Here is a 25,829-nt window from a genome sequence, read left to right as displayed (position 1 = left end):
TTTAAGGACACCTGGAGAGCCTTTCTTGAGCCAGGAATATACCGAAGATAAAGAAGTAACATTGAGGAAACTCAGCAGCGGGCGCCGTTTACTGGAGGCGTTGCTGATTCTTGTTGCCTTATTTGCCATCTACTTGATGGTAGCCTTGTTGAGTTTCAACCCATCAGATCCAAGCTGGTCCCAAACCGCGTGGCACGAACCTATCCATAATTTGGGTGGCGCGCCGGGAGCGTGGTTAGCGGATACGCTGTTCTTCATTTTTGGCGTAATGGCCTACACCATTCCGGTGATTATCATCGGTGCCTGCTGGTTTACCTGGCGTCAACGCGACAGTGAAGAGTTCATCGACTATTTTGCCGTGTCGCTGCGCCTCATCGGCGTGCTTGCTATGGTGCTGACCTCATGCGGGTTGGCGGCGATTAACGCGGACGATATCTGGTACTTTGCCTCAGGCGGCGTGCTGGGTAGCTTGCTCAGTACCGCAATGATGCCGCTGCTTAACAGCAGCGGCGGAACTATTGCGCTGCTTTGCGTTTGGGCTGCCGGGCTGACGCTGTTCACCGGCTGGTCGTGGGTAGGTATTGCCGAGAAGCTTGGCGGTGCGGTACTCACTGTTCTGACCTTCGCCAGCAACCGCACCCGTCGGGATAACACCTGGCAGGATGAGGATGAGTACGAAGAAGAAGAGCAATACGATCAACAACCTCACGCATCACCAGAAAAACGTGAATCACGCCGCGCGCGTATTCTTCGCGGTGCGCTGGCGCGTAAACAGCGTCTGTCGCAGAAATTTGCTAACCCTAACGGCCGTAAAACTGATGCGGCGCTGTTCTCCGGTAAGCGAATGGATGACGAAGAAGATGATGTGTTGTTCAGCGCCCGTGGTGTTGAAGCCGATCCTGGCGATGTTCTGTTCTCCGGTAATAAAGCAACATTAGAGCAGGAGCAAGAGTACGATCCGCTGTTTAGCGGGCACTCTGCGGTTGAGCCCGTTGCAGCCGCTGCTGCGATGACGGTTGCCAGCCAGGCCTGGGCCGCACCGGTTCCGCCCGTTGCCCCTATGCCGCCGGTATCGACCCCGGCTCCGATCGCCGAATCGGAACCTGCCGCACCGGCCATTGCATGGGAGCCTGCGCCTACTCCGGTCACGCCGGAGCCTGTGATTGCCCCTGCGCCGGAAGGTTATCTCTCTCCGCGCCCGGCCAATGTCCAGCAGCAGGTGCTGCATGAGAGCACCCAGAGCTGGTCAGAGCCCGTTGAGCCTGCGGTTGTTGGGCCTCAGCCGGAACCGCCGGAAGAGGTAAAATACGTTCGTCCGCCGATGTACCACTTCGAAGAAGTGGAAGAGAAGCGCGCCCGCGAACGCGAGCAACTGGCAGCGTGGTATCAACCGGTTAACGATCCGAAGCCCGACCCGTATAATTATGCTCCGGCTCAACCAGCCAAAGTTGCCCCGGCTGAGCCGCCGGTTTCTACTCCGGCACCAGAATCGTTTACATCTCCGGTTTCTGCTCCATTTACGGCGCCAGAGATCCCGGCGGTGGACGTCACACAAAGCGCTTCTGGCATTCAGCAGGGCGTCAAAGCTGCCGCAACTGCCGCCGCGTTTACGCCGATATTCAGTATTGCCGGAGATGCTCCGCGTCCTCAGGTTAAAGAGGGCATCGGTCCGCAGCTGCCGCGCCCTAACCGCGTGCGGGTGCCAACTCGTCGTGAACTGGCCTCCTACGGCATCAAGCTGCCTTCGCAGCGTATGGCCGAGGAACAGGCTCGCCAGGCGGAACTTCTGCAGCCTGAAGATGAGTATGGCGATGAAAATGATGCGCTCCAGCAACACGAACTGGCCCGCCAGTTTGCCGCTCAGCAGCATCAGCGCTATGGCGAAGAGTACGAAGAAGAAAGCTGGTCTGAAGAAGACCAGGCCGCGGCGGAACAAGCCGAGCTGGCACGTCAGTTCGCCGCCCAGCATAAGCAGCGTTATTCCGAGCCGCAGCAGCATAATGCATCTCCGTTCTCGCTCGATGATTTTGATTTCCAGTCATCGCTGAAAGAGCTGGTGGACGATACCCCGAGCGAGCCGTTGTTTATGCCGAGCGTGGAGCCCGCCCCGCAGCAACAGCCTCAGAGTTATCAAACTGCACCGCAGCAGGAGCAGTATGCTCAGGCCGCGCAGCATCAGCCAGCGGTACAGCAGCCTGCACCGCAGCAGCCAAAAGAGAGCCTGATCCATCCGTTCCTGATGCGTAACGGCGACGATCGTCCGCTGCAAAAGCCAACAACGCCGCTGCCGTCGCTGGATCTGCTGACTTCGCCTCCGACCGAGGTTGAGCCGGTAGACACCTTCGCAATGGAGCAAATGGCGCGCCTGGTTGAAGCTCGTCTGGCTGATTACCGTATCAAAGCCGACGTTGTGGATTACTCTCCAGGCCCGGTTATCACCCGTTTTGAACTCGACCTGGCTCCGGGTGTAAAAGCCGCACGTATTTCTAACCTGTCCCGCGATCTCGCGCGTTCCCTGTCAACCGTGGCGGTACGCGTGGTTGAGGTGATTCCGGGCAAACCTTACGTGGGCCTTGAGCTGCCGAATAAAAAGCGCCAGACCGTGTACCTGCGTGAAGTGCTCGATTGCGCGAAATTCCGCGATAACAGCTCGCCGCTCACGGTCGTGCTGGGCAAAGACATCGGCGGTGAGCCGGTGGTTGCCGATTTGGCAAAAATGCCGCATCTGCTGGTGGCGGGTACAACCGGTTCCGGTAAATCGGTTGGCGTAAACGCTATGATCATCAGCATGTTGTATAAGGCGACGCCGGAAGAAGTTCGCTTCATCATGATCGACCCGAAAATGCTTGAGCTGTCGGTGTATGAAGGTATCCCGCATCTGCTGACCGAAGTGGTCACGGATATGAAAGATGCCGCTAATGCGCTGCGCTGGAGCGTTAACGAGATGGAGCGCCGCTATAAGCTGATGTCCGCCCTCGGCGTGCGTAACCTTGCGGGTTACAACGAACGAGTGATGGAAGCCGAACGCATGGGCCGCCCAATTCCGGACCCGTTCTGGAAACCGGGCGACAGCATGGAAGTCGCGCACCCGATGCTCGAGAAACTTCCTTATATCGTGGTGCTGGTGGATGAATTTGCCGACCTGATGATGACGGTAGGTAAAAAAGTTGAAGAGCTGATTGCCCGCCTGGCGCAGAAAGCGCGTGCGGCCGGTATTCACCTGGTGCTGGCAACCCAGCGTCCGTCGGTCGACGTTATTACCGGCCTGATAAAAGCCAACATCCCGACGCGCATCGCGTTTACGGTATCGAGTAAAATTGACTCGCGTACCATCCTTGACCAGGGCGGCGCTGAGTCGCTGCTTGGTATGGGGGATATGCTTTATTCTGCGCCAAACTCCACTACGCCTGTGCGCGTGCACGGTGCCTTTGTCCGGGATGAAGAAGTTCATGCTGTGGTTCAGGACTGGAAAGCGCGCGGTCGTCCGCAGTACATCACCGGCATTACGGACGATGAGGGCAGCGGCGACGGCAGCGGCGGTGGCTTAGACGGCGACGAAGAGCTGGATCCGCTGTTCGACCAGGCTGTGGCATTTGTGGTTGAGAAGCGTAAAGCTTCCATCTCCGGCGTTCAGCGTCAGTTCCGCATCGGCTATAACCGTGCTGCAAGAATTGTCGAGCAGATGGAGAACCAGGGTATCGTTAGTCCGCAGGGGCATAACGGTAACCGCGAGGTTCTTGCGCCGCCTCAGTTTGAGTAATCCGGGCGAGCGCGAATCCACCGAGTGATAAAGAGCCGCACACGCGGCTCTTTTTGCAAAGATGGGTAAATTACCGGAAAATCAGCTTATTCTTCTGTTGCGGTAGCCAAAGACTTCACTACAGTGAGCAGCAGAAGCGCCATCGTCAGGTGGTCAATGAATCCAGAGGGAACATAATGAAAAAAATCGTAATTGCCTGTGCGCTGTTAACCGCGATGACTACAACCGGAGCCTGGGCTGATGCCGCCGGGGATTTGCAGGGCCGCCTCGGTAAAGTGGGCAGCTTCCACGCCAGCTTCACGCAGAAAGTGACCGACGGCAGCGGCGCTGCGGTGCAGGAAGGCCAGGGCGATTTATGGGTTAAACGCCCGAACCTGTTCAACTGGCATATGACCCAGCCGGATGAAAGTATTCTGGTTTCCGACGGCAAAACCCTGTGGTTCTATAATCCGTTCGTTGAGCAAGTTACGGCAACCTGGCTGAAAGATGCGACCAGCAACACGCCGTTTATGCTGATTGCGCGCAACCAGTCCAGCGACTGGAAGCAATACAATATCAAGCAGAGCGGCGATGATTTTGTGCTGACCCCGAAAAGCAGCTCCGGCAACCTGAAGCAGTTCACCATCAATGTTGGCAGCGATGGCACCATCCATCAGTTCAGCGCGGTTGAGCAGGATGACCAGCGCAGCAGCTATACGCTGAAAGCGCAGCAGAACGGCTCAGTGGATGCCGGTAAGTTTACTTTCACCCCGCCTAAAGGCGTAACGGTGGACGACCAACGTAAGTAGAGGCCTGAGTGAGCAACCTGTCGCTCGATTTTTCTGATAATACCTTCCAGCCTCTGGCCGCCCGTATGCGGCCAGAAAATCTGGAGCAGTATATTGGCCAGCAGCACCTGCTGGCCGCCGGTAAACCGCTGCCCCGGGCCATTGAAGCAGGCCACCTGCATTCGATGATCCTCTGGGGGCCGCCCGGCACCGGCAAAACCACCCTTGCCGAAGTGATTGCTCGCTATGCAAATGCCGACGTCGAACGTATTTCGGCGGTCACCTCCGGCGTGAAAGAGATCCGCGAAGCCATCGAACGCGCCCGTCAGAACCGCAATGCCGGTCGCCGCACCATCCTGTTTGTCGATGAAGTCCATCGCTTCAACAAAAGCCAGCAGGACGCGTTCCTGCCGCATATCGAAGACGGCACTATTACGTTTATCGGGGCGACGACTGAAAACCCGTCGTTTGAGCTTAATTCGGCTCTGCTGTCCCGCGCCCGAGTTTATTTACTCAAGTCGCTGACCGTCGAAGACATTGAGCAAGTGCTCACTCAGGCGATGAGCGACAAAGAACGTGGCTACGGCGGGCAAAATATCGTGCTGCCTGACGAAACCCGAAAAGCCATTGCCGAACTGGTTAACGGCGACGCGCGTCGGGCGCTTAACACCCTGGAAATGATGGCCGATATGGCCGAAATTGATGGCGGCGGCCAGCGGGTGTTACAGCCTGAACTGCTGACGGAAATCGCCGGGGAACGTAGCGCTCGTTTTGACAATAAAGGCGACCGTTTTTACGACCTGATCTCCGCCGTACATAAATCCATTCGTGGCTCTTCGCCGGATGCGGCGCTTTACTGGTACGCCCGCATTATTACCGCCGGGGGCGATCCGCTCTACGTTGCGCGTCGGCTGCTGGCGATAGCTTCGGAAGACGTTGGGAATGCCGACCCACGCGGCATGCAGGTTGCCATCGCCGCCTGGGATTGCTTTACCCGTGTAGGCCCGGCGGAAGGCGAGAGAGCCATTGCTCAGGCGATTGTTTATCTGGCCTGCGCGCCGAAAAGTAATGCCGTTTACACCGCGTTCAAGGCGGCGATGAGCGATGCCCGCGAACGCCCGGACTTCGACGTGCCGGTTCATTTGCGTAATGCGCCAACCAGGCTGATGAAGGAAATGGGTTACGGCCAGGAGTATCGTTACGCACACGACGAACCCAACGCCTACGCCGCCGGGGAAGAGTATTTCCCGCCTGAAATGGCACAAACTCGCTATTATCGGCCGACCAACAGAGGTCTTGAAGGCAAGATTGGCGAAAAGCTAGCCTGGCTTACCGAGCAGGATCAGAAAAGCCCCACAAAACGCTACCGCTAATGCAGGCGTTGCGGTAAGGTTAGCAAGACTACATAGCGGCCGCAGGCTGTGGCCGCACTCCCTATAAATTCAATTCGATAAGCACAGGATAAGCATGCTCGATCCCAATCTGCTGCGTACAGAGCCAGACGCAGTCGCTGAAAAACTGGCACGCCGGGGCTTTAAGCTGGATGTAGAAACGCTGCGCTCTCTGGAAGAGCGTCGTAAAGTATTGCAGGTCAAAACGGAAAATCTGCAGGCTGAACGTAACTCGCGATCGAAATCCATCGGCCAGGCGAAAGCGCGCGGAGAAGACATTGAGCCGCTGCGTTTGCAGGTTAACCAGCTGGGCGAAGAGCTGGATGCAGCGAAAAACGAGCTTGATGCTCTGCTGGCTGAAATCCGCGATATCGCGCTGACCCTGCCAAACATTCCTGACGACTGCGTGCCTTTGGGCAAAGACGACAGCGAAAACGTTGAAATTAGCCGCTGGGGCGAGCCGCGCAAGTTTGATTTTGAAGTGCGCGACCACGTTACGCTGGGCGAAATGGCTAAAGGCCTGGACTTTGCCGCTGCGGTAAAATTGACCGGCTCACGCTTTGTCGTGATGCAGGGCCAGATTGCTCGCCTGCACCGCGCCCTGAGCCAGTTTATGCTGGATCTGCATACCGAGCAGCACGGTTACAGCGAAAACTACGTCCCGTACCTGGTTAACCAGGACACGCTGTACGGCACCGGCCAGCTGCCAAAATTCGGCGGTGACCTGTTCCATACCCGCCCGCTGGACGAAGAAGCTGACAGCAGCAACTACGCGCTGATCCCAACCGCAGAAGTGCCGCTGACTAACCTGGTGCGCGATGAGATCCTCGACGAAGATTCTCTGCCGCTGAAAATGACCGCGCATACGCCGTGTTTCCGCTCAGAAGCGGGTTCCTACGGCCGCGATACGCGTGGTCTGATCCGTCAGCACCAGTTCGATAAAGTTGAAATGGTGCAGATCGTTCGCCCGGAAGACTCGATGGATGCGTTAGAAGAGCTGACCGCACATGCGGAAAAAGTTCTTCAACTGTTGAATCTGCCGTATCGCAAGGTGCTGCTGTGCAGCGGCGACATTGGTTTTGGTTCAGCTAAAACCTACGATCTGGAAGTCTGGCTGCCGGCGCAGAATACCTATCGTGAAATCTCATCTTGTTCAAACATGTGGGATTTCCAGGCGCGTCGCTTACAGGCTCGCTGCCGTAATAAAACGGACAAGAAAACCCGTCTGGTGCACACCCTTAACGGCTCCGGCCTGGCGGTAGGGCGTACCCTGGTTGCGGTGCTGGAAAACTACCAGCAGGCCGATGGCCGTATTGAAGTGCCAGAAGTGCTGCGTCCGTATATGAAAGGCCTGGAATTCATCGGTTAATCGCCGTTTTCCCTGCTTTAAAAGCGCCTGCGGGCGCTTTTTTTATTGCTGAATAATCCCCACGCTCCGCGCCATTCCTGCCTTTCTTGATACCAGACAATAACCCCTACTCCCAAAGAAGTAATATGGCTCCCCGAAAGCGGGTGATGGTAGTTCAATTAAAACTTTAACCTAATCATCATTTGGCGGCCGTGCTTTACAAGGCGTAACGCGGCCAGGCCAATCCACAACATAACATTCTAATCGGACATCCCTTTCACGTTTTGGCTGCGCAACGGAATGCGGGCATTCAGCCCGCGTGACCGCTGCTGGCTTATTCCAACTGTGAGCAAAACAAGTAGGTCCCTATGACTGATAAAACCCCTAACGCGATCCTCGCGGCAGAGGTCAGCCGTCGTAAGCTGGTCAAAACCACGGCAATCGGTGGTTTAGCTGCTGCAAGTAGCGCCTTTTCGCTTCCCTTTTCCCGGCTTGCATTTGCGGCTCAGCCCGCAAATTCCGCTGGCGCTGAGAAAGTTGTCTGGAGCGCCTGTACGGTCAACTGCGGCAGCCGCTGCCCGCTGCGTATGCACGTTGTGGATGGCGAAATCAAATATGTGGAAACCGATAACACCGGCAATGACGACTATGAAGGGCTGCATCAGGTTCGCGCCTGCCTGCGTGGCCGCTCGATGCGCCGCCGCGTCTACAATGCCGACCGCCTGAAGTATCCAATGAAGCGCGTGGGCGCGCGGTGAAGGGAAATTCGAGCGTATAAGCTGGGATGAAGCATTCGACACGATTGCCGACAGCATGAAGGGCATCATTAAAGAGTACGGCAACGAAGCCATATACCTGAACTACGGCACGGGTACGCTGGGCGGCACGATGACGCGCTCGTGGCCACCCGGTTCAACGCTGATTGCCCGCATGATGAACTGCTGCGGCGGCTACCTGAACCACTATGGTGATTATTCTACAGCGCAGATAGCCGCCGGGCTGAATTACACCTATGGCGGCTGGGCGGACGGTAATAGCCCGTCCGATATTGAAAACAGCAAGCTGGTGGTGCTGTTCGGCAATAACCCGGGCGAAACGCGCATGAGCGGCGGCGGCGTCACTTACTACCTTGAAGAGGCTCGCCAGAAATCCAACGCGCGCATGATTATTATCGATCCGCGCTACACCGATACCGGCGCCGGGCGTGAAGATGAGTGGATCCCGATCCGACCGGGCACTGACGCGGCGCTGATCTCTGCCCTGGCGTGGGTCATGATCGATGAGAACCTGGTTGACCAGGCGTTTCTCGACAAATACTGCGTAGGCTACGACGAAAAAACGCTGCCCGCCGGTGCGCCGCGCAATGGCCACTATAAAGCCTATATTTTGGGGCAGGGTGCGGACGGCATCGCCAAAACGCCGCAGTGGGCCTCGCAGATTACCGGCATCCCTGTCGATCGCATTGTGAAGCTGGCCAGGGAAATCGGCAGCGCGAAACCCGCTTTTATTAGCCAGGGCTGGGGGCCTCAGCGCCATTCCAACGGGGAGCTGGTTTCCCGCGCCATCGCTATGCTTTCTATTCTCACCGGTAACGTTGGTATTCACGGCGGCAACAGCGGGGCGCGTGAAGGCTCCTACAGTCTGCCATTTGTCAGAATGCCAACGCTGGAAAACCCGGTACAAACCAGCATCTCGATGTTTATGTGGACCGACGCAATCGAGCGCGGCGCGGAGATGACGGCGACCCGTGACGGCGTGCGCGGCAAAGACAAGCTGGACGTGCCGATCAAAATGATCTGGAACTATGCCGGCAATTGCCTGATTAACCAGCACTCCCAGATCAACCGTACCCACGACATTCTGCAGGACGACAAGAAGTGCGAAATGATTGTGGTCATCGACAACCACATGACCTCTTCGGCGAAGTATGCGGATATTCTGCTGCCGGACTGTACCGCCTCCGAGCAGATGGATTTTTGCCTCGACGCCTCCTGCGGCAACATGGCGTACGTTATTTTTGCCGAACAGGCAATCAAACCACGCTTCGAATGCAAAACCATCTATGAAATGACCAGCGAACTGGCGAAGCGCATGGGAGTTGAACAGCAATTTACCGAAGGCCGCACCCAGGAAGGCTGGATGCGCCATCTGTATGCTCAATCCCGTCAGGTTATTCCCGAGCTGCCTGAGTTTGATGAATTCCGCCAGCAGGGCATGTTCAAAAAACGCGATCCGGAAGGACACCACGTCGCCTATAAGGCGTTCCGTGAAGATCCGCACGCCAATCCGTTAAGCACGCCTTCGGGGAAAATTGAGATCTATTCGGCCGAACTGGCGCAAATTGCCGCCACCTGGGAACTGCCGGAAGGTGACGTTATCGATCCGCTGCCTGTTTACAGCCCCGGCTTTGAAAACGTTGGCGATCCTCTGGCCGAAAAATGGCCGCTGCAAATGACCGGCTTCCACTATAAGGCCCGCGCACACTCCACTTATGGCAACGTTGACGTGCTTAAAGCCGCCTGCCGCCAGGAGATGTGGATTAACCCGCTGGATGCAAAACAGCGCGGCATCGCCAACGGCGACATGGTACGTATCTTTAACGGCCGCGGCGAAGTGCGTATTAATGCCAAAGTAACCCCGCGCATCATTCCGGGCGTGGTCGCCCTTGGAGAAGGGGCCTGGTATAGCCCGGACGCGAACGGCGTGGACAGGGCAGGCAGCATCAACGTGCTGACCACTCAGCGCCCGTCACCGCTGGCAAAAGGCAACCCATCCCACAGTAACCTGGTTCAGGTTGAGAAGGCGTAAGGAGCAGTAAATGACAACCCAATACGGATTTTATATCGACTCCAGCCGCTGCACCGGGTGCAAAACCTGTGAGCTGGCCTGTAAGGATTACAAGAACTTAACGCCGGAAGTCAGCTTCCGCCGTATATATGAATACGCGGGCGGTAACTGGCAGGAAGATAACGGCGTCTACCATCAGGATGTTTTTGCTTACTACCTCTCCATCTCGTGTAACCACTGCGAGGATCCGGCCTGCACTAAAGTTTGCCCGAGCGGTGCGATGCACAAGCGTGAAGACGGTTTTGTGGTGGTCAACGAAGAGGTGTGCATTGGCTGCCGCTACTGCCATATGGCCTGCCCATACGGGGCACCGCAGTACAACGAAGAGAAAGGTCACATGACCAAGTGTGACGGCTGCTACGAGCGGGTTGCGGAGGGTAAAAAACCGGTCTGCGTTGAATCCTGCCCGCTGCGTGCGCTGGACCTGGCTCCGATTGACGAACTGCGTAAGAAATACGGCACTCAGGCGGCCATTGCGCCGCTGCCTGCTTCGCACTTCACGAAGCCGAATATCGTTATCAAACCTAACGCCAACAGCCGCCCAAGTGGGGATACCAGCGGTTATCTGGCCAACCCGAAGGAGGTGTGAGATGGGAAACGGATGGCATGAATGGCCGCTAATGATCTTTACCGTGCTGGGGCAGTGCGTCGCGGGTGGTTTTATCGTTATGGCACTGGCTCTGCTGTACGGCGTGGACGACAAAGCAACCCGTAAACGTGCGGAACTGGCGATGGTGGTGCTTTGGGTGCTGATGGGCATCGGCTTTGTGGCTTCGGTGCTGCACCTTGGCTCGCCGCTGCGTGCTTTTAATTCGCTTAACCGCATAGGCAGTTCTTCGCTCAGTAATGAGATTGCGAGCGGCTCGGTGTTCTTTGCCGTGGGCGGTTTTTGGTGGCTGCTAACGGTGCTGGGGAAGATGCCGCAGGCGCTGGGAAAAGCCTGGGCGCTGGTCACGATGATTCTCGGCGTAGTTTTTGTCTGGATGATGAGCCGCGTCTACCTGATTGACACGGTACCAACCTGGTTCAGCATCTGGACGCCGCTGAGCTTCTTCCTGACGATGTTTATTGGCGGCCCGCTGCTCGGCTACCTGCTGCTGCGTGCGGCGGGTGTTAACGGCTGGGCGATGCGAGTCCTGCCGGTAGTCACGCTAATTGCGCTGCTGGTGAGCATGGTTGTGGTGCTGATGCAGGGGATGGAGCTGGCAACGCTGCACAGCTCTATTCAGCAGGCTTCGGCGCTGGTGCCGCAGTATGGGTCGTTGATGGCCTGGCGCATGGGGCTGCTGGTTGTCGCTCTGGTCTGCTGGGTTGCCCCGCAGTTAAAGGGGCGTCAGCCGGGCGTGGCGCTTTTAACGCTGGCGATGCTGTTTGTGCTGGCCGGTGAGCTTATCGGTCGCGGCGTATTCTACGGGCTGCATATGACCGTTGGTATGGCTATCGCGAGTTAACATTTCATCCGGTTATAAACGCGCCTCAGGGCGCGTTTTTTATCCCTTTCGCATAAGAAAATTTCACCTGAAGATCCATGAAATTTTTCTTTGTTCGCAGGAGGTGAATTTTCGCTATATCGCATCAAAAACAGAGAGATACATTTTACGTGACCTCTGTCACTTAATAGCAGGATAAGTTTTTCAAATCGTCGGGCCCAAAAACCGCTGTACCCCCCATTATTGCTGGATTGACAATCAATTTGCCGGTGGCATGATGCGCACAAATTTCCTTATTCCCTCACGGTTTTACACCCATGACCATCTATACCCGTCCCGTATTGCTGCTGCTTTGCGGGTTACTGCTGCTGACTCTGGCGATGGCGGTTTTAAACACGCTCGTCCCGCTTTGGCTGGCTCACGATAATCTTCCTACCTGGCAGGTCGGCATGGTCGGCTCGGCCTACTTCTCCGGTAACCTGGTGGGGACGTTGATTACGGGATGGGTGATTAAGCGCCACGGCTTCAACCGCAGCTACTACATGGCTTCGTTTATCTTTGCCGTCGGCTGCGTCGGCCTCGGGCTGATGGTAGGATTCTGGAGCTGGATGATCTGGCGTTTTATCGCCGGGGTTGGCTGCGCAATGATTTGGGTCGTGGTTGAGAGCGCGCTGATGTGCAGCGGTACCTCCCGCAACCGTGGTCGCCTGCTGGCCGCTTACATGACGGTTTATTATATCGGCATGGTCGTTGGGCAATTGATGGTCAGCAAGCTGTCTACCGAGCTGATGAGCGTCCTGCCGTGGGCAACCGCTCTGGTGCTGGCGGCCATTCTTCCGCTGCTGTTTACTCATATCGTGAGCGACGGCGATGAGCACCGTGAAAATACTCCTGTGTGGCCGATGCTGCGCCTGCGGCAGGCCCGGCTTGGTATCAACGGCTGCATTATGTCCGGCATTGTCCTGGGCTCACTGTATGGCCTGATGCCGCTGTACCTCAATCACCAGGGCGTTAGCGACTCCGGAATTGGTTTCTGGATGGCGGTGATGATTAGTGCCGGTATTGTCGGCCAGTGGCCGATGGGGCGCCTGGCGGATAAATATGGCCGCCTGCTGGTGCTGCGCGTGCAGGTCTTTGTCGTTATCCTCGGCTGCCTCGCCATGTTAAGCAATGCGGCGATGGGGCCAGCGCTGTTTGTGCTGGGCGCTTTCGGCTTTACGCTTTACCCGGTTGCGATGGCCTGGGCCTGCGAGCGAGTTGAGCGCCATCAGCTGGTGGCGATGAACCAGGCGCTGCTGCTTAGCTACACCATCGGCAGCCTGATTGGGCCAACGGTGACCGCCCTGCTGATGCAAAACTACTCCGATAACGTGCTGTTTATCATGATGGCCGCCGTATCGTTTGTTTACCTGATGATGCTCCTGCGCAAAGCTGGTCAGCACCCGACTCCGGTGGCTCACGCCTGAGTCTGAGCTCCCGTCGCTTTTCCCGCTGCGTATTCCTTTATCGGAATACGTAGCGATCTATGGGATGATACCCCGGTACATAAAAAGGGGAAGCGATGGATTCGGTAAACTTTACGCTGGCGCAAATAGAAGCTTTTGCCTGCGTCTGCGAATGTGGCACCTTGACGAAGGCCGCTAAAAAGCTGAAAAAAGACCGGACAACGGTCAGCCAGCTTCTGGACTACCTCGAAATCGATCTCGGCTACACGCTGTTCGATCGCGCAACCCGCCCTCTGACCTTAACTGAACCTGGAAAGTTACTTTATCGCCAGGCTCGGCTGTTTCTCCATGAAGCACGGGCGTTTTCCGAAGTCGCACGCCAGATGCCGGGGCAAATTGAGACCCGCCTGACCCTGTGTTACGACCCTTTGACTCCTCGTGAATTTTTACTCCGCCTGGTTGAGCGGCTGGCTCAGGAGCAAATCACCCTCGATTTATTACTGTGCGAGCGCGCCGATGCCGAGCGATGGCTCGACGAAGGGAAAGCGCATATTGGTATTTTTCAGGCGCTCAATCGTTCGGTTAATACTCATCTGCAGTGGCGCGCCGTGGGCAGCCTGGAGCTTGCGGTCTGGGCGAAGAGAGGGCTTTTCCCGGGCAAACCTGTCTCTCTTTTACACCTCGCAGCCGGTACGCAGCTGGTTCCCTTCCGCGAGATGCCGGACTCGCTGGCACAGCGCATCCAGATTGCCGACCGGGTAATACGGGTGAATGAGCTGACCCTGCTGGAGAAGCGGCTGTGCGCCGGGGAAGGGTGGGCCTTTCTGCCGCTGCATTTTGGGGTAGAAAACTGGCCGGGAATCGAACGGCTGGAAACGGAAATTGGGGATCGCGGGCTGATGCATCCTGTGGTGGCGCTCTGGAAGCCGGGGCACATAGCCCAAAGCCAGCTGGAGAAGGTGATAGCGGCAGTTGAATCCGCCTGGCAGACACAATAGCGCTCCCGTAAACGAGAGCGCCCGGTCTGAATTAGTACATGACCTTATGGCCGTACTGCTCCAGAATGCCTTTCACCCGCTCCATGGTCTCTTTTTTCGGCGGATGAACGCCGTCCAGTTTGTATTCTTCGCCCATCGCAACCCATTTGTGTTTGCCCAGCTCGTGGTACGGCAGCAGTTCAATTTTCTCGACGTTGCCCATATCACGCGTGAACTCACCGAGGCGGTGCGCAGAATCATCATCATCAGACCAGCCCGGGACAACCACGTAGCGGATCCACACTTTGATCTCTTTTTTCGACAGATACTGCGCGAACTCCAGCGTGCGGTGGTTTGACACGCCAACCAGGTTTTGATGGATCTCGTCATTCATCTGCTTCAGGTCAAGCATGACCAGGTCGGTAACTTCAAGAAGCTCGTCAATGACCGGATCGTAGCGACGCACAAAGCCGTTGGTGTCCAGGCAGGTATGAATGCCTTCTTTGCGGCAGGCGCGGAACCAGTCGCGCACAAATTCGGCCTGCAGAATAGCTTCGCCGCCGGATGCGGTCACGCCGCCGCCGGATGCGTTCATAAAGTGGCGATAGGTCACCACCTCCTTCATCAGGTCATCTACCGTTACCTCTTTGCCACCGTGGGTATCCCAGGTGTCGCGGTTGTGGCAGTAGAGGCAGCGCATCAGGCAGCCCTGGAAGAAGGTAATGAAGCGAATACCGGGGCCATCCACGGTTCCGCAGGATTCAAAAGAGTGAATTCGTCCGATTGCTGACATTGCGGTGATTTCTCCAGGTGTGGCCCATCCGGGGCCTGTGGGTGCACAGCTCAAGCCGGCTGTGTTAAGTCTGTTTTGGCAGTTACCCAGAGTATAGATAGCTGGCAAAGCAGGCTGATAGCAGAGAGGTTAGTAAAAAGGCCCCACGGGTGTGGAGCCTTTATATATTACGCTTCTTCAGTCTAACAGGGAATTAGATGGACTGAGTGAAGGTACGGGTAATAACGTCCTGCTGCTGTTCTTTAGTCAGGGAGTTAAAACGTACTGCATAACCGGATACGCGGATGGTCAACTGAGGGTATTTCTCAGGGTTTTCCATGGCGTCCAGCAGCATTTCACGGTTCATCACGTTCACGTTCAGGTGCTGACCACCTTCGATGTTCGCTTCGTGGTGGAAGTAACCATCCATCAGGCCTGCAAGGTTGGTTTTACGCACGTCGTCGTCTTTACCCAGCGCGTTCGGCACGATAGAGAAGGTGTAAGAGATACCATCTTTAGCGTAGGCAAACGGCAGTTTTGCAACGGAGGTCAGAGAGGCAACAGCACCTTTCTGGTCACGGCCGTGCATTGGGTTAGCGCCTGGACCGAACGGAGTACCTGCGCGGCGACCGTCTGGAGTGTTACCGGTTTTCTTACCATAAACCACGTTAGAGGTGATGGTCAGAACGGACTGAGTCGCGATAGCGCCACGGTAGGTATTCAGTTTCTGAATTTTCTTCATGAAACGTTCTACCAGGTCAACGGCGATGTCATCAACACGCGGGTCGTTGTTACCGAACTGCGGGTATTCGCCTTCGATTTCGAAGTCGATAGCCAGGCCATCTTCGTCGCGAATCGGTTTAACTTTGGCGTATTTGATTGCAGACAGGGAGTCAGCCGCAACGGACAGACCGGCGATACCGCAAGCCATGGTGCGAACAACGTCACGGTCGTGCAGAGCCATCAGAGACGCTTCGTAGCTGTACTTGTCATGCATGTAATGGATGATGTTCAGCGCGGTCACGTACTGCTTAGCCAGCCAGTCCATGAAGTGGTCCAGACGATCCAGAACGTTGTCGTAGTCCAGCACTTCAGCAGTGATTGGCGCTTCTTTAGGGCCAACCTGCATTTTCAGTTTTTCATCAACGCCGCCGTTGATAGCGTACAGCATGGTTTTCGCCAGGTTTGCACGAGCACCGAAGAACTGCATTTGCTTACCAACAACCATCGGGCTTACGCAGCAAGCAATCGCGTAGTCGTCGTTGTTGAAGTCAGGACGCATCAGGTCGTCATTCTCATATTGCAGAGAAGAGGTGTCGATGGAGACTTTAGCCGCGTATTTTTTGAAGTTCAGTGGCAGTTTTTCAGACCACAGAATGGTGATGTTCGGCTCCGGAGACGGCCCCATGGTGTACAGGGTGTTCAGGAAGCGGAAGCTGTTTTTAGTCACCAGAGTACGGCCGTCAACGCCCATACCGCCGATAGATTCGGTTGCCCAGATTGGGTCACCGGAGAACAGCTCATCGTATTCTGGGGTACGCAGGAAGCGAACCATACGCAGTTTCATGACCAGGTGGTCAATCATTTCCTGAGCGTCTTGCTCGTTGATTTTGCCTGCTTTGATGTCGCGTTCGATGTAAGCATCCAGGAAGGTGGATACGCGGCCGAAGGACATTGCAGCGCCGTTCTGAGATTTAACCGCGGCCAGGTAGCCGAAGTAAGTCCACTGAATAGCTTCCTGAGCGTTGGTAGCAGGACCAGAGATATCGCAGCCATATTTAGCAGCCATTTCTTTGATCTGACCCAGCGCGCGGTGCTGTTCGGAAATCTCTTCACGCAGACGGATAGTCGCTTCCAGGTCTTCACCGTTTTCCAGTTTGGTCTGCAGTGAGTTGAACTGAGCGAACTTGTCTTTCATCAGGTAGTCGATACCGTACAGCGCTACGCGACGGTAGTCACCGATGATACGGCCACGGCCATACGCATCTGGCAGACCAGTGATGACGCCGGATTTACGGCAGTTCAGGATGTCTTTGGTGTAAACGTCAAACACGCCCTGGTTGTGAGTCTTACGGTATTCGGTGAAGATTTTTTTCAGCATTGGGTCGAGTTCACGACCGTACACTTTGCAAGAACCTTCAACCATTTTGATGCCGCCGAACGGAATAATTGCACGTTTCAGAGGAGCATCAGTCTGCAGGCCCACGATAGTTTCGAGGGACTTGTTGATGTAACCAGCATCATGAGAAGTGATGGTAGAAGCAAGGTCGGTGTCAAAATCAACTGGCGCATGAGTGCGGTTTTCCAGTTTGACGCCTTCCATCACGCTGTCCCACAGTTTGGTAGTTGCGTCGGTAGCACCTGCCAGGAAGGACTCATCACCCTCGTACGGGGTGTAGTTTTTCTGAATAAAGTCACGTACGTTGACTTCATTCTGCCAGTCGCCTTTAGCAAAACCTTCCCAGGCTGTGGCTAACTTTTCATTAAGCTCGGACATGTAACACCTACCTTCTAATGTGGAGTTCTTAATCCTACGTGTTGGCTAAGCTTAGTGCTTATCGCCACCGCGCAGATAAATTACCCAGTATGTCAACCCAACCAGTAAACCCCCGCCGATGATGTTTCCGATAGTAACCGGAATCAGATTATCGGTGATGAAGTTCAACACGGTCAGATGCGAGAAACTTTCCGGAGAAGACCCTACTGCGGTCCAGAATTCCGGGCTGGCAAAATTGCGTACTACGATGCCCATCGGGATCATAAACATGTTTGCGATACTGTGCTCAAAGCCGCTGGCAACAAACATGGCAACCGGAAGGATCATAGCAAACATTTTGTCCATCAGACTGCGGCCGGAGTAGCTCATCCAAACCGCCAGACAAACCATCAGGTTTGCGAGAATGCCGAGGCAGACCGCTTCGACAAACGTGTGGTGCATTTTATGGTCGGCGGTTTGCAGGACGTTCAGCCCCCATGCGCCGTTAGCCGTCATATACATTCCGGACAGCCAAATCAGCAGGACAAACAGCAGCGCGCCGATAAGGTTACCAATATAGACGTTGACCCAGTTACGCAGTAGCTGGCACCAGGTGATTCTGCCGCTGGCTTTGGCAACGACTATCAGGACGGTGGAAGTAAACAGGTCAGCACCGCAGATAACGCAAAGAATCAAGCCCAGCGAGAAACAGGTGCCGCCAATCAGTTTGGCAATCCCAAACGGGATAGTGGAAGTGCCGGTTGTGGCGGTAATGTAGAACACGAAGGCAATCGAAATGAAGACGCCTGCGGTAATCGCTAAGTAAAAGGTCGTTAGCGGTTGTTTTGTTGCTTTATAAACGCCAGCGTCTTCGGCAATTTTTGCCATCGCTGGTGGAAGCACTAGATCAAAAGGGTTGTCAGCTTTCACACTAACTCTCTCTTATTTAATTCGGCGAGGAGATACTAACAAAGCATTATAGAGTAAAATTTGATGTGGATCATATCTCGCCAAGCTAATAGGCACTGAAAAAGCAGGTCTATACCCGATTTTCAGCATAACTATTTGATTATCCCTGAAAAAATAAATTTTAATGTTTATAGATAAAATTGAATTTAGCCACAACTCCTTCTGAAATCGGTTAATTAAAATGGAGTATTTCAATATTTAAGCAACATTATTTTCTCTGTCGGCAAATAATGATTTACCCGAAATTAACCAAAAAATTACATAATAAATTATTATTGTTGCAATAATAAAAACGGGGCCAAAAAGCGCCCCGTAATATAGCTCAGACCCGGTGCGGTTCGCACCCCTAAGTTGTTAATAAATCACTTTACCTGCCAATATTTGGCTTTGGCACGCTGCAATTTTTCGTAAGCGGCCAGCAAGGCCTGGTGAGCCGGGAAGGCTTTCAGGTCTTTATCCACCGGCTGGAGGCCGTAGAAGGCTGCTTCTCCGCTCAGCGCCGCGCTTGCCGCGTCTACCGCGTCCGCACCGTACATGCGTACGAAAGCGTTCAGGTATTGCAGCGGCTCGCGCTCTTCTTCCTGAGACAGCAGCAGCAGGGTTTGCAGGCAGCGGTAGTAGTTGGCGCGCGCCGGGCTGAACAGCGAAGCGTTAAACTCCATGGTCCATTCGGTCCAGATAAGCGCCTGCTCCAGGTCGCCGCCCGCCAGCGCCAGCATCGCTTTCAGCTCGCCGATGCGCAGCGTGTACCAGCCGTTATCTTTCCCGGTCGCCAGGCCCAGCAGCTCGCGTACGCGGGTGAAGTCGTCATGGCCTTCGTCATCAAGCTGGGAGATAAGGTCCAGGTAATCCTGCTGTTCCCACTCGCTGTCCGGCAGCGCCAGGATCGTTTCGCGCAGGTGGCTGCCCATGCTGTTGTTGGCCAGCAGCAGGTCGTCCGCAGGGTAGATGTCGGACATGCCCGGAACGATAATACGGCAGGCGTACACGTCCAGATGCTCGTAGTCAGCGATATAGACTTCCTGGTCTTCTGATTTGAAGATAGCCATCAGGGTGGCGAACTCTTCTTCCGTGGTGCCGGAGAAGCTCCAGTCGGCAAACGGATAATCGGCATCCTGCTTGAACATATCCCAGGAGATCAGGCCGCTGGAGTCGATGAAGTGAGTTTCCAGGTTAGCGTGCTCGGCCACTTCTTCATCGTCGAAGGTTGGCGGGGTGAAGACGTCCAGGTCTTTCAGACCACGGCCCTGCAGCAGCTCGGTTACGGTACGCTCAAGCGCGACGCCGAAGTCCGGGTGTGCGCCAAACGAGGCGAAGCAGGTGCCGTTCGCCGGGTTGAACAGCACCACGCAGATAACCGGATATTTGCCGCCCAGAGAACCGTCGTAGGCGAAGATTGGGAAACCTTCCGCTTCGAGCGTTTTAATCGACTCAACTACGCCAGGGTAGCGAGCCAGCACTTCCTGCGGGATCTCCGGCAGGCTGATGCTCTCGGCAATAATGCGGTTTTTAATATGGCGTTCGAACACTTCGGACAGGCCCTGAACGCGCGCTTCGTTGGCGGTGTTCCCGGCGGACATGCCGTTAGAAACGTACAGGTTGCCGATGATGTTCATCGGAATATAAACGGTCTGCTGGTCGGACTGGCGGGTAAACGGCAGGGCGCAGATACCGCGCTCTTCGTTTCCTGACTGTAGATCGATAAGCATCCCGGCGGTTAATTCGTTTTCCGGATCGTAGAAGGCGCGCAGGCGGTCATCGAGGATCCCTTCCGGCAGTTGTTCATCTTCCGGGATTGGGAACCACTTCTCATTTGGATAATGAACAAACGGGCCATTCGCGATGGTGTCGCCCAGCCAGAAGTCGGCAAAGAAGTAGTTAGTGGACAGACGTTCAAAATATTCACCCAGCGCGGAAGCCAGCGCCGCTTTTTTCGTTGCGCCCTTGCCATTGGTGAAGCAAAGCGCGCTGTCTTTATCGCGAATATGCACCGACCACACGTTTGGCACCGGGTTAAGCCAGGAGGCTTCTTCGATATTAAAGCCGAGGTCGGTCAGCTTGGTCTGGAAGCGAGCGATGGAGTCTTCCAGGGCGGCATCTTTGCCGGGGATAAAAGTCTGGGTCATGGGGTTCACTTTAATGGTACGCAAAACGCGCAATGATACGGGTTTTACCGGAGGGACGCTATCATCCGCCCGGTGCAGGCGACGCTAGCATAACAGGCTCTGCGGCATTGCTGTAACCCGGTGAGCTTAGAGTTTTTTGGCCTGACCGCCGGATATCGGGCAATTTTTTCTGCCGCCGGAAGATTGTGTTGTGTGATTTTGCGCACATTAACCCCCGGCACCGGATTAACCGTTGCAACACTGCGCCGCTGAATGATAAAACCGATAATGTAATAAAAACTTATTGCTCGAGGCGTGGTGAGGGGAAATGACACAGGTATACAATTTTAGTTCTGGTCCGGCGATGCTACCGGCTGAGGTTCTTCGTCGTGCACAACAGGAACTGTGCGACTGGCACGGGCTTGGCACTTCCGTAATGGAAATTAGCCACCGTGGTAAAGAGTTTATTCAGGTTGCCGAAGAGGCAGAAAAAGATTTTCGCGATCTGCTGCAAATCCCCTCCAACTATAAAGTTTTATTCTGCCACGGCGGCGGCCGCGGTCAGTTTGCTGGCGTGCCGCTGAATATCCTCGGCGATAAAACCAGCGCTGACTATATCGACGGCGGCTACTGGGCTAACAGCGCGATTAAAGAAGCGAAGAAATACTGCCAGCCAATTGCCCACGATGTGAAAATTACCGTCGATGGCAAACGTGCCATCAGACCGATGAGCGAATGGCAGGTTTCCGACAACAGCGCTTTCCTGCATTACTGCCCGAACGAAACCATCGACGGCATCTCAATTGATGAAACGCCTGACTTTGGCGATACCGTAGTGGCGGCGGACTTCTCTTCCACCATTCTCTCTCGTCCTCTGGACGTTAGCCGCTTTGGCGTGATTTATGCCGGTGCGCAGAAAAACATCGGCCCGGCTGGCCTTACGCTGGTTGTGGTGCGTGAAGATTTACTGGGCAAAGCACACAAAGCTTGCCCATCGATTCTGGACTACACCGTCCTTAACGATAACGATTCGATGTTCAACACGCCGCCGACCTTCGCATGGTATCTTGCTGGCCTGGTCTTTAAGTGGCTCAAAGAGCAGGGCGGCGTTGCGGCCATGGACCGTATCAATCAGGCGAAAGCCGAGCTGCTGTACGGCGTGATTGATAACAGCGGTTTCTACCGAAATGACGTGGCGGCCTCTAACCGCTCCCGCATGAACATTCCATTCCAGCTGGCGGATAGCGCGCTGGATAAAGTGTTCCTCGAAGAGTCATTTGCCGCAGGCCTGCACTCCCTGAAAGGCCACCGCGTAGTGGGCGGCATGCGTGCCTCCATCTATAACGCGATGCCGCTCGACGGCGTGAAAGCGCTGACCGACTTTATGGTGGACTTCGAGCGCCGTCACGGTTAATTGTTGCCATAGCACTTTGCCCCGCGGCTTGCCTGCGGGGTTTTTATTCTGTTTGAGTTGAGAGTATTTTCCCCATGCTGGAATCCCTGACGTTACAACCCATCGCGCTGGTCGACGGCACCATCAATCTGCCCGGCTCCAAAAGCGTGTCTAACCGTGCGCTGCTGCTTGCCGCGCTGGCGAAAGGCACCACGGTTCTGAGCAACCTGTTGGATAGCGATGATGTCCGCCATATGCTTAATGCCCTGAAAGCGCTGGGCGTAAGCTATACGCTTTCTGCGGATCGTACTCGTTGTGAAGTCACCGGTGTGGCCGGGCCGCTGCATGCGAAGGGCGAGCTTGAACTATTTTTAGGCAATGCCGGAACGGCTATGCGCCCGCTGGCGGCCGCGTTGTGCCTCGGGAGCAACAACATTGTGCTCACCGGCGAGCCGCGCATGAAAGAGCGCCCGATTGGTCACCTGGTTGACGCTCTGCGCCAGGGCGGGGCGCAGATTGATTATCTGGAGCAGGAAAACTACCCGCCTCTGCGCCTGCGCGGCGGCTTCAGCGGCGGCAAGGTTGAAGTGGACGGCAGCGTTTCCAGCCAGTTCCTTACCGCGCTGCTGATGACCGCGCCGCTGGCGGCAAATGACACCGAAATCACCATCAAAGGCGAACTGGTTTCCAAACCCTATATCGATATCACCCTTCATTTAATGAAAACCTTTGGCGTTGAGGTGGAAAACCGCGACTACCGCAGCTTTATTATTCGTGGCGCGCAGCAGTACCAGTCTCCGGGGGCATATCTGGTGGAAGGCGATGCCTCTTCTGCCTCTTACTTCCTCGCCGCCGGGGCGATTAAAGGCGGTACGGTGAAAGTGACCGGGATTGGCCGCAACAGCGTTCAGGGCGATATTCGCTTCGCCGACGTGCTGGAGAAAATGGGCGCGAAAGTGACCTGGGGCGATGATTTCATCAGCTGTGAGCGTGGGGAATTGAACGCTATCGATATGGACATGAACCATATCCCGGATGCGGCGATGACTATCGCGACCGCCGCGCTGTTCGCCAAAGGCACCACTACGATGCGTAACATCTATAACTGGCGCGTAAAAGAGACCGACCGCCTGAGCGCGATGGCGACCGAGCTGCGTAAAGTTGGTGCCGAGGTGGAAGAGGGCGAGGATTATATCACCGTCACGCCGCCTGCAAAGCTGCAGTTTGCCGAAATTGGCACCTACAACGATCACCGAATGGCAATGTGCTTCTCGCTGGTGGCGCTGTCCGATACGCCGGTGACCATTCTTGACCCGGGCTGCACCGCAAAAACCTTCCCGGACTATTTCGACCAGCTCGCCCGCATCAGTACCCTGGCCTGAGGTCACTCTAACCGCATCATATGATGCGGTTTTTTTATTCCCCTACGATTCCTTACAACCGTCGTTGCGCAATTCTTCTACACTCAGCCTGATTCCAGACGATATTTCCCCGGAAAGATAACAGTCCTGGCCGTTGCGGCGTATAATGCGCGGCGTTTATCAACCGCGAATCCAGCGAATGAGGAGAAAACGATGACGGCATCCGCCCCGGTAATAACGATTGATGGCCCAAGCGGCGCCGGTAAAGGCACGCTCTGCAAGGCCATGGCCGAAGCGCTGCAGTGGCATCTGCTGGACTCTGGTGCGATTTATCGCGTACTTGCGCTCGCTGCGCTGCATCACCATGTTGATGTCGCCTCTGAAGACGCGCTGGTGCCGCTTGCCGCGCATCTGGACGTCCGTTTTGTCTCTACGGAAGGTAACCTCGAAGTTATCCTCGAAGGGGAAGATGTGAGCGGCGAAATCCGTACTCAGGAAGTGGCCAACGCCGCATCGCAGGTCGCCGCTTTCCCTCGGGTACGTGAAGCGCTGCTGCGCCGCCAGCGAGCATTTCGCGAGGCTCCGGGCCTTATTGCCGACGGTCGCGATATGGGCACCGTCGTTTTCCCCGATGCCCCGGTGAAAATTTTCCTCGATGCTTCCTCAGAAGAGCGCGCCCACAGACGTATGCTACAGTTGCAGGGGAAGGGCTTTAGTGTTAACTTTGAGCGCCTTTTGGCCGAGATCAAAGAACGCGACGATCGCGACCGGAATCGGCCTGTAGCGCCGCTGGTACCCGCTGCCGATGCTTTAGTGCTGGACTCAACCAGTATGAGTATTGAGCAAGTGATTGAAAAAGCGCTACAATACGCCCGCGAAAAGCTGGCGCTCGCTTGAGATAGCGACCCTATTCCGATGTACCTGCTGCAATGGATTGTGAGCAGGCATGTGAAACAACCCCATCCGACATGAAGTCAGATGGACGTTAAATTGAAGAATCCTGAAGATTATCAATATGACTGAATCTTTTGCTCAACTATTTGAAGAATCCCTGAAAACAATCGAAACCCGTCCGGGTTCCATCGTTCGTGGTGTTGTTGTTGCTATCGACAAAGACGTAGTACTGGTTGACGCCGGTCTGAAATCTGAGTCCGCCATTCCGGCAGAGCAGTTCAAGAACGCCCAGGGCGAGCTGGAAATCCAGGTTGGTGACGAAGTTGACGTTGCTCTGGATGCAGTGGAAGACGGCTTCGGTGAAACCCTGCTGTCCCGTGAAAAAGCTAAACGTCACGAAGCTTGGATCACGCTGGAAAAAGCTTACGAAGAAGCTGAAACTGTGGTTGGTGTTATCAACGGCAAAGTTAAAGGTGGCTTCACTGTTGAGCTGAACGGTATTCGTGCGTTCCTGCCAGGTTCTCTGGTAGACGTTCGTCCAGTTCGCGACACCCTGCACCTCGAAGGCAAAGAGCTTGAGTTCAAAGTTATCAAGCTTGATCAGAAACGCAACAACGTTGTTGTTTCTCGCCGTGCGGTTATCGAGTCTGAGAACAGCGCAGAGCGCGATCAGCTGCTTGAAAACCTGCAAGAAGGCATGGAAGTTAAAGGTATCGTTAAGAACCTCACTGACTACGGCGCATTCGTTGATCTGGGCGGCGTTGACGGCCTGCTGCACATCACCGATATGGCATGGAAACGCGTTAAGCATCCAAGCGAAATCGTGAATGTTGGCGACGAAATCACTGTTAAAGTGCTGAAGTTCGACCGCGAACGTACTCGTGTATCCCTCGGCCTGAAACAGCTGGGCGAAGATCCATGGGTAGCTATCGCTAAGCGTTATCCAGAAGGTACCAAACTGACTGGCCGCGTGACCAACCTGACCGACTACGGCTGCTTCGTTGAAATCGAAGAAGGCGTTGAAGGCCTGGTTCACGTATCCGAAATGGATTGGACCAACAAAAACATCCACCCATCCAAAGTTGTTAACGTTGGTGATGTAGTGGAAGTTATGGTTCTGGATATCGACGAAGAACGTCGTCGTATCTCCCTGGGTCTGAAGCAGTGCAAAAACAACCCATGGCAGCAGTTCGCTGAGACCCACAACAAAGGCGATCGCGTTGAAGGTAAAATCAAGTCTATCACTGACTTCGGTATCTTCATCGGCCTGGACGGCGGCATCGACGGCCTGGTTCACCTGTCTGACATCTCCTGGAACGTTGCAGGCGAAGAAGCAGTTCGTGAATACAAAAAAGGCGACGAAATCGCTGCAGTTGTTCTGCAGGTTGACGCAGAGCGTGAGCGTATCTCCCTGGGCGTTAAGCAGCTGGCAGAAGATCCGTTCAACAACTACGTTGCGCTGAACAAGAAAGGCACTATCGTTACTGGTAAAGTAACGGCAGTTGACGCGAAAGGTGCTACAGTTGAATTGGCAGACGGCGTTGAAGGCTACCTGCGTGCTTCTGAAGCTTCCCGTGACCGCGTTGAAGATGCAACTCTGGTTCTGAGCGTTGGCGACGATGTTGAAGCTAAGTTCACCGGCGTTGATCGTAAAAACCGTGTTGTAAGCCTGTCTGTTCGTGCTAAAGACGAAGCTGACGAGAAAGATGCAATCGCTACTGTTAACAACAAACAGGAAGAAAGCAACTTCTCTAACGCAATGGCTGAAGCATTCAAAGCAGCTAAAGGCGAGTAATCGTCCGAGCGTTGTATCCTGGCTGTTGCTGGGGTATAAAATCAGGGCGGCTTCGGCCGCCCTTGTTCGATTGAGAGCTGTAAGCTAATTTTCCTGAAT

16 protein-coding genes and 1 pseudogene are annotated in these 25,829 nt (G+C 55.1%); 13 read left to right on the top strand and 4 right to left on the bottom strand.

Annotated features, from left to right (window positions below; genetic code table 11):
- Positions 1-25 precede the first annotated feature (25 nt).
- The 9 genes and pseudogenes from FOC35_RS01585 (at position 26) to FOC35_RS01545 (ending at position 13,986) form a co-directional block, all read left to right on the top strand.
- Positions 26-3,760 carry a DNA translocase FtsK 4TM domain-containing protein gene (locus FOC35_RS01585; protein WP_172567945.1) on the top strand — a complete coding sequence of 1,245 codons (3,735 nt, stop codon included), beginning with the start codon at positions 26-28 and terminating at the stop codon, positions 3,758-3,760.
- A gap of 176 nt (positions 3,761-3,936) precedes the next feature.
- Positions 3,937-4,548: an outer membrane lipoprotein chaperone LolA gene (lolA, locus tag FOC35_RS01580; protein WP_016535605.1), complete on the top strand. Its 612-nt coding sequence runs from the start codon at positions 3,937-3,939 to the stop codon at positions 4,546-4,548.
- 8 nt (positions 4,549-4,556) lie between these two features.
- Entirely contained in the window at positions 4,557-5,900 is a 1,344-nt protein-coding gene (locus FOC35_RS01575; protein ID WP_039898039.1) for a replication-associated recombination protein A, read from the top strand.
- 94 nt (positions 5,901-5,994) lie between these two features.
- Positions 5,995-7,287, top strand: a complete 1,293-nt coding sequence (gene serS / locus FOC35_RS01570; protein WP_016535607.1) for a serine--tRNA ligase — start codon at positions 5,995-5,997, stop codon at positions 7,285-7,287.
- Between the two features lie 347 nt (positions 7,288-7,634).
- Positions 7,635-10,074, top strand: a pseudogene (gene dmsA / locus FOC35_RS01565) (dimethylsulfoxide reductase subunit A).
- 10 nt (positions 10,075-10,084) lie between these two features.
- Positions 10,085-10,702 (top strand): DMSO/selenate family reductase complex B subunit, encoded by a 618-nt coding sequence (locus tag FOC35_RS01560; protein WP_016535609.1) that lies wholly within the window; start codon positions 10,085-10,087, stop codon positions 10,700-10,702.
- A gap of 1 nt (position 10,703) precedes the next feature.
- On the top strand, positions 10,704-11,564 hold the full coding sequence (locus FOC35_RS01555; protein WP_172567944.1) for a dimethyl sulfoxide reductase anchor subunit family protein: 861 nt from the start codon (positions 10,704-10,706) through the stop codon (positions 11,562-11,564).
- A gap of 296 nt (positions 11,565-11,860) precedes the next feature.
- Positions 11,861-13,009 (top strand): MFS transporter, encoded by a 1,149-nt coding sequence (locus tag FOC35_RS01550; protein WP_172567943.1) that lies wholly within the window; start codon positions 11,861-11,863, stop codon positions 13,007-13,009.
- Positions 13,010-13,104: 95 nt separating this feature from the next.
- Positions 13,105-13,986, top strand: a complete 882-nt coding sequence (locus tag FOC35_RS01545) for a LysR family transcriptional regulator (RefSeq protein ID WP_172567942.1) — start codon at positions 13,105-13,107, stop codon at positions 13,984-13,986.
- 31 nt (positions 13,987-14,017) lie between these two features.
- On the opposite strand, the gene pflA is transcribed toward FOC35_RS01545, so the two are convergent.
- The 4 genes from pflA to ycaO all read right to left on the bottom strand — a co-directional run bounded on the left by pflA (position 14,018) and on the right by ycaO (position 20,308).
- Positions 14,018-14,758 carry a pyruvate formate lyase 1-activating protein gene (gene pflA, locus FOC35_RS01540; protein ID WP_016535613.1) on the bottom strand — a complete coding sequence of 247 codons (741 nt, stop codon included), beginning with the start codon at positions 14,756-14,758 and terminating at the stop codon, positions 14,018-14,020.
- Positions 14,759-14,951: 193 nt separating this feature from the next.
- Positions 14,952-17,234, bottom strand: coding sequence for a formate C-acetyltransferase (gene pflB / locus FOC35_RS01535; RefSeq protein ID WP_172567941.1), 2,283 nt, complete (start codon positions 17,232-17,234; stop codon positions 14,952-14,954).
- Between the two features lie 51 nt (positions 17,235-17,285).
- On the bottom strand, positions 17,286-18,143 hold the full coding sequence (focA, locus tag FOC35_RS01530) for a formate transporter FocA (protein WP_039898041.1): 858 nt from the start codon (positions 18,141-18,143) through the stop codon (positions 17,286-17,288).
- A 401-nt stretch (positions 18,144-18,544) separates the two neighbouring features.
- A complete protein-coding gene (gene ycaO, locus FOC35_RS01525; protein WP_172567940.1) occupies positions 18,545-20,308 on the bottom strand; it encodes a 30S ribosomal protein S12 methylthiotransferase accessory factor YcaO in 1,764 nt (587 codons plus the stop codon).
- A gap of 307 nt (positions 20,309-20,615) precedes the next feature.
- On the opposite strand from ycaO, the gene serC reads away from it, so the two are divergent.
- The 4 genes from serC to rpsA all read left to right on the top strand — a co-directional run bounded on the left by serC (position 20,616) and on the right by rpsA (position 25,730).
- Positions 20,616-21,701 carry a 3-phosphoserine/phosphohydroxythreonine transaminase gene (serC, locus tag FOC35_RS01520; RefSeq protein ID WP_172567939.1) on the top strand — a complete coding sequence of 362 codons (1,086 nt, stop codon included), beginning with the start codon at positions 20,616-20,618 and terminating at the stop codon, positions 21,699-21,701.
- 77 nt (positions 21,702-21,778) lie between these two features.
- Entirely contained in the window at positions 21,779-23,062 is a 1,284-nt protein-coding gene (aroA, locus tag FOC35_RS01515) for a 3-phosphoshikimate 1-carboxyvinyltransferase (protein ID WP_172570299.1), read from the top strand.
- 192 nt (positions 23,063-23,254) lie between these two features.
- Positions 23,255-23,938: a (d)CMP kinase gene (gene cmk, locus FOC35_RS01510; RefSeq protein WP_016535620.1), complete on the top strand. Its 684-nt coding sequence runs from the start codon at positions 23,255-23,257 to the stop codon at positions 23,936-23,938.
- A 118-nt stretch (positions 23,939-24,056) separates the two neighbouring features.
- Positions 24,057-25,730: a 30S ribosomal protein S1 gene (rpsA, locus tag FOC35_RS01505; RefSeq protein WP_016535621.1), complete on the top strand. Its 1,674-nt coding sequence runs from the start codon at positions 24,057-24,059 to the stop codon at positions 25,728-25,730.
- Positions 25,731-25,829: the final 99 nt, after the last annotated feature.

The organism is Cedecea sp. FDAARGOS_727 (assembly GCF_012273235.1).
Taxonomy (GTDB): Bacteria; Pseudomonadota; Gammaproteobacteria; order Enterobacterales; family Enterobacteriaceae; genus Cedecea; species Cedecea davisae.
This window is presented reverse-complemented; position numbering and strand designations above follow the sequence as displayed.